Origin of the sequence: Haloarcula sp. CGMCC 1.2071, from assembly GCF_037078445.1 — an archaeon.
In the GTDB taxonomy this organism is placed as follows: Archaea; Halobacteriota; Halobacteria; order Halobacteriales; family Haloarculaceae; genus Haloarcula; species Haloarcula amylolytica.
In genome coordinates this window covers 1-14,261 of sequence record NZ_JAYMGY010000003.1, presented here as the reverse complement: position 1 = coordinate 14,261, position 14,261 = coordinate 1, and the positions used below count along the sequence as shown (strand labels likewise).

11 protein-coding genes are annotated in these 14,261 nt (G+C 62.8%); 7 read left to right on the top strand and 4 right to left on the bottom strand.

The annotated features are described in order from the left end of the window. Positions 1 to 46 precede the first annotated feature (46 nt). Both VI234_RS07355 and VI234_RS07350 read left to right on the top strand, forming a co-directional pair. Positions 47 to 526 carry a hypothetical protein gene (locus VI234_RS07355; protein WP_008309781.1) on the top strand — a complete coding sequence of 160 codons (480 nt, stop codon included), beginning with the start codon at positions 47 to 49 and terminating at the stop codon, positions 524 to 526. 145 nt (positions 527 to 671) lie between these two features. Next, complete coding sequence (locus VI234_RS07350) at positions 672 to 1,955, top strand: outer membrane protein assembly factor BamB family protein (protein ID WP_336329642.1); 1,284 nt, start codon at positions 672 to 674, stop codon at positions 1,953 to 1,955. Positions 1,956 to 1,981: 26 nt separating this feature from the next. Here VI234_RS07350 and VI234_RS07345 read toward each other — a convergent pair whose 3' ends face one another. After that, complete coding sequence (locus VI234_RS07345) at positions 1,982 to 3,088, bottom strand: DNA topoisomerase IV subunit A (protein ID WP_004962323.1); 1,107 nt, start codon at positions 3,086 to 3,088, stop codon at positions 1,982 to 1,984. A 1-nt stretch (position 3,089) separates the two neighbouring features. Further along, positions 3,090 to 5,480 (bottom strand): DNA topoisomerase VI subunit B, encoded by a 2,391-nt coding sequence (locus VI234_RS07340; RefSeq protein WP_336329641.1) that lies wholly within the window; start codon positions 5,478 to 5,480, stop codon positions 3,090 to 3,092. Between the two features lie 139 nt (positions 5,481 to 5,619). Between VI234_RS07340 and gyrB the strand changes: the two genes are divergently transcribed. From gyrB to VI234_RS07325, 3 genes are all read left to right on the top strand, one after another. Beyond that, entirely contained in the window at positions 5,620 to 7,548 is a 1,929-nt protein-coding gene (gene gyrB, locus VI234_RS07335) for a DNA topoisomerase (ATP-hydrolyzing) subunit B (protein WP_008309773.1), read from the top strand. After that, a complete protein-coding gene (gene gyrA, locus VI234_RS07330) occupies positions 7,545 to 10,019 on the top strand; it encodes a DNA gyrase subunit A (RefSeq protein ID WP_008309771.1) in 2,475 nt (824 codons plus the stop codon). The genes gyrB and gyrA overlap by 4 nt, the downstream gene beginning before the upstream one ends. A gap of 171 nt (positions 10,020 to 10,190) precedes the next feature. Then, positions 10,191 to 11,237: an FAD-binding oxidoreductase gene (locus VI234_RS07325; protein ID WP_008309769.1), complete on the top strand. Its 1,047-nt coding sequence runs from the start codon at positions 10,191 to 10,193 to the stop codon at positions 11,235 to 11,237. Here the strand turns inward: VI234_RS07325 and rocF are convergent, their stop codons facing one another. Together rocF and VI234_RS07315 are read right to left on the bottom strand one after the other, a co-directional pair. Beyond that, positions 11,238 to 12,152, bottom strand: a complete 915-nt coding sequence (gene rocF, locus VI234_RS07320; protein WP_008309767.1) for an arginase — start codon at positions 12,150 to 12,152, stop codon at positions 11,238 to 11,240. It abuts the gene before it with no gap. 56 nt (positions 12,153 to 12,208) lie between these two features. Continuing rightward, entirely contained in the window at positions 12,209 to 13,126 is a 918-nt protein-coding gene (locus tag VI234_RS07315; RefSeq protein ID WP_336329640.1) for an NAD-dependent epimerase/dehydratase family protein, read from the bottom strand. Positions 13,127 to 13,236: 110 nt separating this feature from the next. Here VI234_RS07315 and VI234_RS07310 point away from each other — a divergent pair, with 110 nt between their 5' ends. Together VI234_RS07310 and VI234_RS07305 are read left to right on the top strand one after the other, a co-directional pair. Next, on the top strand, positions 13,237 to 13,770 hold the full coding sequence (locus tag VI234_RS07310; RefSeq protein ID WP_004515710.1) for an Rrf2 family transcriptional regulator: 534 nt from the start codon (positions 13,237 to 13,239) through the stop codon (positions 13,768 to 13,770). A 144-nt stretch (positions 13,771 to 13,914) separates the two neighbouring features. After that, positions 13,915 to 14,261: FAD-dependent oxidoreductase (locus VI234_RS07305; RefSeq protein WP_336329639.1), on the top strand; the 347-nt coding region annotated here is incomplete at its 3' end.

The window sequence follows — 14,261 nt, the reverse complement described above, 5'->3', positions numbered from 1 at the left end:
TTGTCAGTCAAAACAACATTGAAGGGTTCAGCAGAACACCACCGACATGGAACGCGCCAGTGACCGAGCAGGGGAAGCACGTTCCTCGGCCGAACGAACGCCCTCGCTCGGTCACCTACTGCTTGTCTGGCTCCTTGTCGGGCCGTCGCTGTGGTCCCTTGGTTCTGCCGTGGCCGATGCGATTCAGGCCGAACTGCCGCTGTCGACGATGGGAGCCGGCCTGCTGTTCGGAACGATAGTCGTCGTGTCGTTCTGGACCGCCGGCTTTCAGCCCTCACTCAGGGCCAGTTTCGGCTATTTTGTCGCGGAACTGAGTATCTATCTGGTCTTGGCTGTCGGGGTCGTTACGGTCTTCGTTCCGACCTTTACACCGTGGGTTACGATTGCTGTCCAACTCGTGTCTATCTGTCTCGCCGCGACGCTGGTGTTCACCCCGGTCGGTGCGAACATACGGAACTGGTTCCGGCGACATGTCCGCTCTCTGCTGAAACTACCGCCACAAGACCGGTCAGTCGATCGCGACTGATGGATTCTCGACCGAGCAAACGCGGATTCGTTTTGCCGGTCAGTCGTTCCGGGTAGTACACTAATTGCGCACCGGTCTCACCACGACTGTTCCCGTTTTCCACTCGACAGAAAACACTTACCGAGAGACAGGAGATGGACTCCTAATGCCCTCCTCCCGTCGGCGATACCTTCGTGGCTGTGTGGCGACCCTCGGACTGGCGTCCGCTGGCTGTCTCGGTTCGAACGGGTACATAGAGACTTCACCGATTGGAACTGAGACGACACCGGAATCAGAGGCTGGGACGGCCGCCCACAAGCGTAGCGGGGAAACGGAACCGTTCGTCGCCTGGCAGCAATCACTCGGTTCAGCGATCACTGCCCCGCCAGTTAGTACGGGGAGCGGTCTGTCTGTCGGGACTGAGTCGGGAACGGTCAAATCACTCGCAACTGCTGACGGGAGCCAGCAGTGGTCATACGACGCGAGCGACCCCATCCGCTCGCAGCCGCTACGCGTCGGGAACACCGTCTTCGTCGTAAGCGGGAAAGAAGGGCTGTACGAGGATCACATCGTGGTGGCACTCGACGCCGAAAGCGGCGCGAAGCAGTGGACGTTCTCGCCCGGAGAGTGGTGGCTGGAGTTGCTCGGCGCGACCGAGGAGATGGTGTACGTCGGGACCAACACCGACGCCCCGTCGAAGCAGGGACGGACGCTCTACGCGCTCGCTGTTTCTGACGGGTCGGTACAATGGTCCGGCGAAGTCGGTGACCAGTACGAAGGCGTCGTGCGCAACGGGACGATATACGTGGCGTCGTACGGCCGGTTCTACGCGTACGACGCTGAAAACGGTGAGCAACAGTGGGTCACTGACGTTTCCGACTACTACTCCCAGACGATGGTCGCCGACGACGACACGCTCTGTTATGCCGCCGACGTGGACGAGACCCGCGGCACGCTAATCGGCGTCGCTGCCGACACCGGTGAGACCGTCTGGAGACACGACGAGGGGTCCGTCGCATCGACGACACTTCACGATGGAACGCTCTATATCGGTGGCACACACGTCGCTGCGCTCGACCCCGCGAGTGGCGAGCAACAGTGGCAAGCGGAGCAGTCCGGCTACGTCCAACAAGCCCCGGTTCAGAACGGCGTCCTCTATGCAGGTGGTGACAAGATACGTGGCTACGACGGTAGCAACGGCGAACAGAGATGGACGTGGGAGCCCGACGTAGACGTTGAAGGGGTGGTGCCGGCAGCGGTCGTTTCCGACACCCTGTACGTGGACTCGTGGACGGACGGCGACCCGCGGAACCGATTCAAGTTCGCAGTCGACGCGACGGCCGGAACGAAACGGTGGGCGTTCGATGTCGGGAGCGACCTGACCGATCTGTCCGTCGACGAAAATGGGGCCTACGTCGCCGCTGCCGATACCGTGTACGCGCTAGAATAACCGAGAACGCTCCGTCGATGCCGTGCCTACAGTATGCCCATCTCGTCCAGCCGCTCGGGCAGATACGTCTCCGTCACGAAGTCCAGACCTCGAGACGCGAGTGCCTGCTGCTCGGCCTTCTTGTTGATGTCCAACTGGAGTTCGATCTGTTCTTCCCAGAAATCAGTCTGGAAGCGCGGGTCCTCCAGTTCGCTCTCTAGGGCGTTGACGTCGGAGTCCGACAGCGGGTCCGTCGGCAGTTCGTACTCGACAATGTCCTCCGGGCGGATGCCGATGAACTGGGCCTCGGGGGTCGCCAGATACTCAGAGAGGTGTGCGCTCTTGATGGAGCCGTAGGAGACCGACCCGAAAATACGGTACGACCACGGGTCACCGTCAGTAAACACCGTGACCGGGAGGTCGAGTTCGTCGTGGAGCCGTTTGATGAGCCGCCGGGTCGCCCGCGCGGGCTGACCGCCGAGGTGGACGACCAGCGCGTCGTACTCGTCGTCGAAGCCGTTCTCGACGAGTCGGTCGCGCATGCCGCCGGTCTCCACGCAGAGGACGAACTTCGCGTCGTTGTCGAGGAACTCGATGGTGTCGGGGTTGTTCGGGATCTGGTAGCCGCCCTGTCCCACGTCGTCCTGACAGTGGATCTCGCGGTCGCCGCGGTTGGTCTGCTCGCGGAGGAGCAGCGGCCCCATCACCTTCGCACCGGACTCCTCCGGACGCATGTGGAAGTCCTCGCGTTTGACGTCGGAGACGATTTCGAGGTCCTCGATGAGGTTGTTCGACTCGTCCTGCGTGTTGAACTGGGCCTCGTCGAGGTCCCAGGACTCCGAGAGGTAGTACAGTTCACGCAGGGTCGAGGAGCGGTCCTCCTCTAGTTGCTGGGAGAGGAAGTCGATGGTGTAGACGGCCTTCAGGATCTTTTCGGCCCCGGAGATCGTCTTGGCCGACCGCGTGGAGTTCCGGTCGCCGTACACCCAGACCTGCTCGTCCTCGTCGAAGACGATGTTCGATTTGGTCCGGGTGGGGATGGTCATCGTCGGCACCTCGCCGTCGGCGAACTGGTCGTAGAAGTCCGCCGCGAGGTCGATGAGTTGCTCGCGCGCTTCCTCGGTGTCGGGTGTGGTGTCTGAGTCGGTGCTCATATCAGGCGTTCACCGTGAGTTTCTCCTCTTCGATGCCGTCGACCGAGACGGTGAACTCGGCCTCGTCGGTCACGCTGTATTCGAGGACGGCGGTCTCGCCGGCCCCGACGGTCGGGGACCACTTGACGAACCACTCGCCGTCTATCTCGACGACGTTCGCGCCGTTGGCGACCTGCGGTTCGGCGGTGACGATGTCGGTCAGTTCCACGTCCGCGTTCGTGTCGTCGTTGTTCTCGATGCGGACCCGGACCGTGTCGTCCTCGACTTCGCGCTCGACGAGGACGTTGTTCATGATACGGGCCAGCGAGTCGTCGATGTGGAGTTCGTCGTTGTCGGTGACTTCGGTGAGCTTCTCGGCCATCTCCGGCAGGATGGTCGCGAGTTTGTCCTGCTTCTCGCGGCGCTGTTGCATCGACTGGCGCTTGTTCAGGTAGCTCTTGAGTTCGCGGGCGGCCTCCCGGATGGCGAGTTCGATCTCGTCTTCCATCTCGGGGACGTTCGCGATGGCGTCCTTGGACTCGCTGGTGAAGGGGACGTTCGTCGAGGCGACGTGGACCATGATGACGGCCGGCCCCTTCGGGATGCCGGAGCCGCCGGGCTGGTCGAGGTTGTAGTTGCGCCAGCGGATAGACTTCACCACGTCAGTCGTCGCACAGGCTCCGCGCTGATACACCAGCGGGACGCGGTTGGCGAACCGCATCACGTCAACGGTCCCCTCGCTTTCGAGTTCGCCGCCGTAGGCGATGCCGGCCTCGACGATGAACGGGTCGCCGCCGTGGACCGACGCGTCCCGCGTCGAGGCGGCGTAGAAGTCCGCGTCGAACTCCTTCCGGAGTCCTTCCTCGACGAGTTCCGCGCTGATCGGGGAGAGACAGTCCGTCGGCGGTGCGATGATGTCCGTCTCGCGCATCGCCGATAGCAGTTGGCTGGCGGTGTCGCGGTCGTCGGCGATGTCTGAGACCTTCGGCGGCTCTTCCGGAACGCCCTCGGCGGCCGTCCAGAGCGCCTCAAGCACGTTTTCGCGGGCCGTGTCGCCGAAGGTGGCGTCGTCCTGCTCCTCGGTCATGTCGGCCGCGCGGTCGATGTAGCCCCGGAGTCCGTCGCGGGTCAGCCGGTGGCGGCCGTCGTCGTCGAATTTGTCGGCCAGTCGGCTCGCCAGCCCCTCGATTGCGGCGTCGTCCTTGCGTTTCGTCGTCACGTCGTCGACGAGGGCGTAGAGGTCGCTGGATAGATCCTCGCTAACGGCTCCCCAGGCGGCGTCGACGGCGTTCTCTCGAACCGTCGCGCCGAAGGTGGTGTCGCTGTCCGCTTCGGCGTCTTCGGCTGCCGCATCGACGATAGATTCGATCTCGTGGTACGCGACCCGGTCGCGGTCGTGGATGGCATCGGAGACAGCGGCGGCGAACGTCGCCGTGGTTTCAGCCCCTTTGTTCGCCACGGCGTCCTCGACGGCGGCCTCGATGTCTGCGTCCTCGCCGACTTTCGGCGGCTGCCAGGCCATGCCGCGGCCGTAGTGGCGGTCGTTGAAGTTCGCGATGACGCTGTCGGCGGTCTTCCCGCCGACGCGGGTGAACTCCTCCTGCATGAACCCAGAGACGGAGTAGGAGTCCGTGGCTTCGAGCATCTTTAGCAGGGTTCCCAGTTCGACGCCGTGTGGGTGCGGGCGTATCTCCTCGGTCTCGTCGGGGAGTTCGGCGCGCTCGGCCCGCTCGAACTTCAGGGACTCGTCCAGCCCCGGTTCGTCAAACTCGATGCGGGCGTGGGGGTTGACGACGGCGGTGTCCTGGATGTAGTCCCGCAGCGTCGACCGGGCCCGCATGTTGGCCTCCATCTCCAGTTCGATTCGTGTCCCGTGGGGCCGCTCCCACGTCGTCGTCTCGTCGACGCTGATCTCCGGTTCGTTGGTGTCCGTGTCGACGATGAGTTCGAAATACTGCGCCTTGTCCTGGCCCTTCGGTCGGGACGTGATCTTCGCCGGCTTGCCGGAGGTGAGCTGGGAGTAGAGGACGGCCGCAGAAATCCCGATACCTTGCTGTCCGCGGTTCTGCTCTCTGGCGTGGAAGCGGGAGCCATAGAGGAGCTTCCCGAAGATTTTCGGTGCCTGTTCCTTCGTGATACCGGGGCCGTTGTCCTCGACGACCAGCTTGTAGTAGTCGCCGGACTCCTGAATCTCGACGTAGATATCGGGGAGAATACCGGCCTCCTCGCAGGCGTCGAGCGCGTTGTCGACGGCCTCTTTGACGGCCGTGACGAGCGCCCGGGCCTCCGAGTCGAAGCCCAGCATGTGCTTGTTCTTCTCGAAGAACTCGGCAATGGAGATGGCCCGCTGGGATTCGGCCAACTCCTCGGCGATCCCCTCGCCCTCGCCGAGTCGCGACTGATACGAGGTCATTGTCGTGCGGTACGTACCCGCGTCGGGGTTAAAAGGTAATCGCCACCGGAGTGAAAGTAAACGCCGTCCCCGACAATCGCTGTCCCGCGCGCGTGCGGGAGCTTTATACGTCCCCCTCTATTAGGACGGGTAAGTTCCTATGTCAGGAGAGTCTGATGAGTACGGCGCAAAGTCGATCCAGACCCTCGAAGGGCTGGAAGCCGTCCAGAAGCGACCCGCGATGTATATCGGGTCGACGGACGCTCGCGGCCTCCATCATCTCGTCTACGAGGTGGTCGACAACGCGATCGACGAGGCGCTCGCCGGCTACTGTGATAACATCGACGTAACGATTCACGACGACGGCTCAGTCTCCGTCAGCGACGACGGGCGGGGAATCCCCGTCGATACCCACGAAGAGCACGGCCGTCCGGCCGTCGAGGTCGTGATGACGATTCTCCACGCTGGCGGGAAGTTCGACAACAAGTCCTACCAGGTCTCCGGTGGCCTCCACGGGGTCGGTGTGAGCGTCGTCAACGCCCTCTCGAAGTGGCTCGAAGTCGAAGTCAGGCGCGACGGCGCGCTCTGGAAGCAGCGCTTCGACCACGGTAAGCCCGAGTACGACCTGAAGAAGGTCCGCGACCTCGAACCCGACGAGGAGACGGGCACGACGGTCCGGTTCTGGCCCGACGACGAAATCTTCGAGACCGGCGAGTTCAAGTTCTCGACGCTGTCGTCTCGACTGCGCGAACTCGCCTTCCTCAACTCCGGTGTCGCCATCTCTATCATCGACGAGCGCGACGGCGAAACGGAGACATTTGCCTACGACGGTGGCATCCGTGAGTTCGTCGAGTACCTGAACGAAACCAAGGACCCGCTCCACCGGGATATCATCTACTTCGAGGACGAAGAGGAGATCGCGGAGGGGCCGGTCCAGGTCGAAATCGCCATGCAGGGGACCGACGACCTGCAGGGTTCGATTCACGCGTTCGCCAACAACATCAACACGCGCGAGGGCGGGACACACCTCACAGGATTCAAAACATCGCTCACACGGGTCGTCAACGACTACGCGACCGACAATAATCTGCTGAAAGACCTTGACGACACGCTCAAAGGCGACGACATCCGTGAAGGGCTGACGGCCGTCATTTCTGTCAAACATCCCGACCCGCAGTTCGAAGGCCAGACCAAGACGAAACTCGGCAACAGCGAGGTCCGCGGCATCGTCGAATCGGCGATGCACGACGGGCTGGCGACCTTCTTCGAGGAGAATCCCGATACGGCCGAAGCCATCGTCGGGAAGGCCGTCGAGGCCGCCAAGGCACGGAAGGCCGCACAGAAGGCCGAGGAGCTCACCCGGCGGAAGTCGGCGCTCGACTCGACCGCACTGCCCGGCAAGCTCGCGGACTGCCAGACGCGTGACCCCGAGGAAGCCGAACTGTTCATCGCCGAGGGTGACTCCGCGGGCGGCAGCGCCAAACAGGGTCGAAACCCGGATTTCCAGGCCATCCTCCCCATCAAAGGGAAGATTCTGAACGTCGAGAAACACCGGCTGGACCGGATTCTGGAGAACAACGAAATCCGGAACCTCATCACCGCGCTGGGGACCGGCATCGGTGACGAGTTCGACATCGACGACCTGCGTTACGAGAAGATCATCCTGATGACAGACGCGGATGTCGACGGGGCACACATCCGGACGCTCCTGTTGACGCTGTTCTACCGACACATGAAGCCGCTGCTGGAAGCCGGCTACGTGTACGCCTCCCAGCCGCCGCTGTACCGGATTCGCTACCGTGGAGACACCTACGACGCGATGACGGATGCAGAGCGGGACAAGATCATCGAAGAGAAGTGTGACGGCAACCCCACCCACGTCCAGCGGTTCAAGGGCCTCGGTGAGATGAACCCCGAACAGCTCTGGGAGACGACGATGAACCCCGACAACCGGATTCTCAAGCAGATCACCATCGAGGACGCCGCGGCCGCCGACAAGATGTTCAACATCCTGATGGGCGACGCCGTCGAACCGCGCAAGGAATTTATCAAGGAGCACTCGCCTGAAGCGGAGTGGGTCGATATATGAGTTCCGACGCTAACGACGCGAACGCCCCGGCAGAGCAGATCAAGCACGTCCGCATCGAGGACGAGATGGAGCAGTCCTACATCGACTACGCGATGTCAGTCATCGCGGGTCGAGCACTCCCGGACGTTCGGGACGGCCTCAAGCCCGTCCATCGGCGCATCCTCTACGCAATGCACGAGATGGGCGTCTCCTCGAACACCGCCCATCGGAAGTCCTCCTCGATTGTCGGCGACACGATGGGTGACTACCACCCACACGGCGGTTCGGCCATCTACGACACGCTCGTCCGGATGGCACAGGACTTCTCGATGCGGTACCCGCTGATCGACGGCCAGGGGAACTTCGGCTCGATGGACGGCGACCCCGCGGCCGCCATGCGGTACACGGAGGCCCGGATGGATCCCCTTGCCGAGGAGCTGCTCGAAGACATCGAGAAGGACACCGTCGACTTCTCCAGCAACTACGACGACCGCCTACAGGAACCCGACGTGCTGCCGTCGAAAGTCCCGAACCTCCTGCTGAACGGGTCCTCGGGGATTGCCGTCGGGATGTCGACCAACATCCCGCCGCACAACCTCGGCGAACTGGTCGACGCGACGGTCCAACTGCTGGAAAACCCCGACTGCACGGTCGAGGACCTGATGGAGCATATCAAGGGACCGGACTTCCCGACCGGCGGCAACATCGTCGGCCGCGACGCCATCTACTCGGCGTATGCGACCGGCCGAGGCCGCTTACGGGTCCGCGCCGAATACGAAGTCGACCCCGAAGAGGGGCGCATCGTCATCAGCGAACTCCCCTACCAGGAGAACAAGGCCCGCGTCGTCGAGCGCATCGCCGACGACGTGAACGAGGGGAAAATCGAGGGTATCGCTGACCTCCGTGACGAGTCCGACCGAAACGGCGTCCGAATCGTCGTCGAACTCAAGCGTGGGGCGAACATCGACGTGGTCGAGAACCGCCTACTCGACCACCATCTCGAATCCACCTTCGGCGTCATCAACCTCGCGCTGGTCGACGGCCAACCGAAAGTCCTCTCGCTGAAAGAGACCCTGCAGCACTACATCGACCACCGACGCGAGGTCGTCCGCCGGCGCTCCGAGTACGACCTCGCCGAAGCCGAGGACCGCGCACACATCCTCGAAGGCCGGCTAAAAGCGCTGGAAAACGTCGAGGACGTGGTCGAACTCATCCAAAACAGCGAGGACCGCGACGCCGCCCGAGCCGGTTTGCAGGAGTCCTTCGAGTTCTCCGAGGAACAGGCCGCTCACATCGTGCGGATGCAACTCGGCTCGCTCACCTCGATGGAAGCGACGGAAATCGAGGAGGAGTACGAGGACGTACAGAACACTATCGACTACCTCGAATCTGTCCTCAACAGCCGCGAGAAGCTCGACAGCGTCATCGCCGACGAACTGCAGGAAGTCAAAGACGAGTACGACGACGACCGCCGGACGAGCATCATCGAGGACGAGGGCCAGGTCACCCACGAGGACCTCATCCCCGAGGAGGACTGCGTCGTCGTCATCACCGAGGACGACTACATCAAGCGGATGCCGGTCGAGAACTTCGATCCCCAGAACCGCGGCGGCAAGGGGATCATCGGCGCAGACCCCAAGGAGAACGACCGCGTCTCGAAGGTGTTCCGGGCCAACAGCCACGACTACCTGCTCTGTTTCACCAACCAGGGGCAGGTCTACCGGCTCAAGACCTACGAGATCCCGGAGATGTCCCGTACAGCGCGGGGCAAGTCCGCCATCAACCTCATCGACCTCGACGACGGCGAGGAACTGACCGCCGTCGTCTCGACCGACGAGTTCGGCGAGGACGAGTGTATCACGATGGTGACCCGGAACGGCTACGTCAAGCGGACCTGCTGTTCGGAGTTCGAGAACATCCTTTCGACCGGAATCATCGCCGCCAAGCTCGAAGACGGCGACGAACTCATCGACGTGGACGTCACCGACGGCACCGGCGACCTCGTCATCGCCACGGAGGCGGGGATGACTATCCGCTTCAGCGAGAGCGAGGTCAGCGAGATGGGTCGGTCCGCACGCGGCGTCAACGGCATCAAACTGCAGGGCGACGACAGGGTCGCGGCGATGGTCGCCACCGACGGCGACGACCGCCGCTCGCTGTTGACTGTCACGGAACACGGCTTCGGCAAGCGCACCAAACTCGACGAGTATCGGACCCAATCCCGCTACGGCAAGGGCCTCATCGACATCAAGACCGACGACCGGAACGGCCGGGTGTCGACCGCCAAGGCCGTCACTGACGAGGACCATCTGGTCATCATGTCCGAACAGGGCCAGATTATGCGTATCCGCGCCGGCGACGTGTCCCAGGTCGGTCGGAACACCAAGGGTGTGACGATTATGGGTCTCGAAGACGACGACCGTGTGGCAAGTGTGACGGTCGTGCCGGCGGAAAGCGGCGAAGAGACGGACGGCGCGGCGTCAAGCCAATAGTAGCATACTCGGCGCTTGCGCCGAGTTTCACGCGAATCGCTTCGCGATTCGCGCCTTTTTCGCCCACGTTTTTCGAGGAGCCGTCCCCGCAGCGAGCAAAGCGAGCGAGGAACGGCGACGATGAAAAAGGTGGTGGGCCAGACATACCCGTGTCGGTGTCGTACCCCGTTTATGGACTTGCCCCGGCATCTCTCACAGCACGACCGGGCGGCGCAGTTGCCGCTGGTCACCGAGGACGCACGGGTGACGCTCGTCGAACCGATGGACCGTAACCGCAACAACGAGGTGTTGTCCGCGGTCCGCGAGCAAATCGCACCTGTTGGAGACCGGTCGTGGTTGGCGGCCGCCCGAAACGGCTCGACAATCCGGTGGTCGGCGTTGTTCGACCGCTTGCGCGATGCCGGGGCGTCGAAACGGCGGCTCGCGCGAATCGAGACGCTGGCCGAGCGCTTCGACCGCCCCTATCCCTCCCTGCTGCGACTGCGTGTTAAACCCGACGTAGACCTCGATTTCGCGCCCGGCCAGTACGTGACGCTCAGGCTTCACGGCACGCCGCGGGCGTACTCGCTGGCAAATTCCCCGAGCGAGGACGAACTGGAGTTCTGCATCCGACTGGTCCCCGGCGGGAAACTGACCAGTGGGCTGTTCGAACACGTCGACGTCGGCGAGGACGTCGTCGTTCGCGGGCCGAACGGCGACATGGTACTGGACCCGCCATCGAGCCGCGATATGGTCTTTCTGGCGACTGGGACCGGCGTCGCGCCGTTCAAGAGCATGATCGACTACACGTTCGAGCAGGGGCGGGACGTGGTCGACGGCGAGCCCCGCGACATCTGGCTGTTTCTGGGCTGTGGCTGGGAGGACGACCTGCCCCACCGTGAACACTTTCGGCGACTCGACGCCGAGTACGACCACTTCCATTTCGTTCCGACGCTCACTCGCGAACCGCTTTTGACCGACTGGGACGGCGAGACCGACTACGTCCAGTCGGTGTTCGTCAACTACGTCGCGAGCGACGCACTGGAGGGTGCGGACCTGCCGGCGCGGTTCGACGCCGTTCGGGAGCAGCGCCCCCAGTCCGGCGTCGACGCCCGCATTGATCCGGCGAACGTCGAACTGTACGCCTGTGGCATCAGCGCGATGGTATCGACGCTGGTCCGGGCCGCGCGAAGCGTCGGGATTCCCGAGTCCGAAATGCAGTACGAGGGGTTCGGATAGCTACAGCACGCGCTTGCCGAAGGCGCTGGCGACGAGCTCACAGGCCAGTTCTGCAGTGCGGTTGTGTTCGTCGAGAATCGGGTTCACCTCGACCATTTCCATCGAGCGCAGTTGGTCGTGGTACTCGGCGACGTACTCCATCGCGATGTGGGCCTCACGGTAGGAGACACCGCCGCGAACCGGCGTGCCGACGCCGGGAGCTTCTGTCGGGTCGAGCCAGTCGAGGTCGAGCGAGACGTGTATCCCGTCCGTCCCGTCAGTCGCGATTTCTAGTGCCTCCGCGACGACCTCCGGTGCGCCGCGGGTGTCGATATCCGACATCGTGAACGCGGTCACGTCACTCTCGTACAAACGGCGGCGCTCTCCGTCATCGACATCCCGTAAGCCGACGAGAACAACATTCTCCTCGCGCACCGCAGGGGTGTGGGCCCAGTCGTGGTCGGCAAACGCCCCGTCGCCGAGGACAGCCGCCAGCGACATCCCGTGGATGTTCCCGCTTGGCGTGGTCTCCGGCGTGTTGAAATCGCCATGTGCGTCAAACCAGATGACACCCAGTTCCTCATCATCACGGGCTGCGCCGACAATGGTCCCGATACCGATAGAGTGGTCGCCGCCCAGCACGAGCGGGAACTGGCCGTCCATGAGCGTGGCGTCGACGGCCGTTGCCACGTCTTCGCACACTTCTTTCGTCTCTCTGAAGAACTTGGCACGACCGGATGGGAGACCGCCCGCGTCCGGGTCGGATTCCTCCGGTCGCGGCACAGCGATGTCACCGCCGTCGATACAGTCGATACCGGCACTCGCCAACTGGTCGGCGAGGCCGCCGTACCGTATCGCTGACGGGCCCATGTCGACGCCGCGCCGGTCGGCGCCGAGGTCCATCGGAACGCCGAGGACGCGAACCTGTGTGTCCATACTCGTGCTTCGACGGGCCAGGACTAAATATCAGTGTTTGCCTGTTCTCCGATAACTTACGTGTAGGGCGCACAGACCAGTTCGATGCCCTCCTCGAAACTGATCTCCGGTTCCCAGCCTGTCGCGTCGTGCATCCGCGAGAAGTCAGCGCAGGTGTCGTGGACGTAGACGTCCTCGGGAATCGGGTTCTCGACGTACTCCGGTTCGATATCGGTACCGAGTTCGTCGTTCAGCATCTCGACGACGGTGTTGAAGTCGTAGGCCTCGCCGGTGCCGAGGTTGTACACGCCGTTCAGTTCGTGTTCGGCGGCCAGAACGAGCCCGTGGACGATGTCGTCGACGTGGGTGAAATCGCGGGTCTGCTCGCCGTCGCCGTACAGCTTCGGCGCGTCGCCGCCGGCAAGGTCGTCGGCGAACTGGGCGATGACGTTCGCGTACTCGCCCTTGTGTTCCTCCGCGCCGCCGTAGCCCTGGTACACCGAGAAGAAGCGCATCCCGGCCAGCGAGAGGTCGTAGTGGTTCTGGAAGTACTCCGCGTACGTCTCCCGGGCCATCTTCGAGGCCTCGTAGCCGGTGTTGACCGTCACATCCATGTCCTCCGGCGAGGGTTCGGTCCGGCTGCCGTAGATTGAGGACGTCGAGGCGTAGACGATGGTGTCACAGCCGTCGTCCCGGGCCTGCTCGACTGTGTTGACGAACCCCTCGACGTTCACGCGAGCGCCGTGGGTGGGATTGTCCTCGTGCATCGCGTAGGACGAGAGCGCTGCGAGGTGGAATACCACGTCCACGTCGGTCGGCAGGTCGTCTTCGAGGACGCTCTGCTCGACGTACTCTACGTCTTCTGATACGTTTTCCGGCGTGCCGAGGTAGCCGTCATCGAGGGCGATGACCTCGTTGTTCTCGGCCAGTTTGTTCGCGAGGTTCGCCCCGATAAACCCCCCACCGCCGGTCACCAGAACGCGTTGATTTTCCATATCTGTGTCAGGTCAGCGCTGGAATAAAGTACTAACGTTTTCCGCGATTCTGGGACGGTTCCAGACGGTTTACCGTCGCATTTAAGGACGGCTGTACCGAACAACAGATTATGTCATCTATCGAACTGACACCCAGTCAAAAGAACATTCTGCAGGAACTGGTAAATCTCTATCGGGAAAGTGAAAGCGCTGTCAAAGGCGAGGACATCGCCGAGAAGGTCGACCGCAACCCCGGGACGATTCGAAACCAGATGCAGAGCCTCAAAGCCCTGCAGCTTGTCGAGGGCGTCCCCGGCCCCAAAGGTGGGTACAAGCCCACCGCCAACGCCTACGACGCACTCCAGATTCAGGACATGGACCAGGCCGCGGAGGTTCCGCTGCGCCACAACGGCGAGCTCGTCGAACACTCGAACGTCGAGGAGATCGACCTGACCAGCGTCCACCATCCCGAGGAATGCCGCGCGGAGATTCAGCTGCAGGGTACGATGTCCGAATTCCACGAGGGGGACTCGGTGACAGTCGGTCCGACACCGCTGTCGAAGCTCCAGATTATCGGGACCCTCGAAGGCAAGGACGACACCAACAACAAACTCATCCTCGCTATCGACGATATGCGGGCACCGGCGGGCGAACCGGAACACTAGTACGTGTCACTGGTCTTTTGAATTGTTTTCCTGCGGTCACCGGGGCCGCGACATACCGTATTTGCCACAGTCTCGCTGGAGAATCGTTCCCCCGCTGAGAGGGATTTCAAAGGGTTTGTATCAGTCGGTTGCGGAGTCTCCGGTATGACAGAGAACGTGGTCGTGCTCGGTGCGGGGTACGCTGGCGCGGGGGCAATCAAGAGTTTAGAGGACGAGCTAGACGGTGTGGCAGACGTCGATGTGACCTGGATTTCTGAGACGGACTATCATCTGGTCTTGCACGAGTCCCACCGCTGCATTCGGGACCCGAGCGTCCAGGAGAACATCGCTATTCCCGTCCACGAAATCAAGCAGCCCTCGACGGCGTTCGTCCAGGACGAGGTCGTCGGTATCGACACCGACGCCCAGGAAGTGGCCCTCGCCGATTCTGACACCGTCGAGTACGATTACCTGCTCGTGGGGCTGGGCTCGCAGACGGCCTTCTTCGGCAT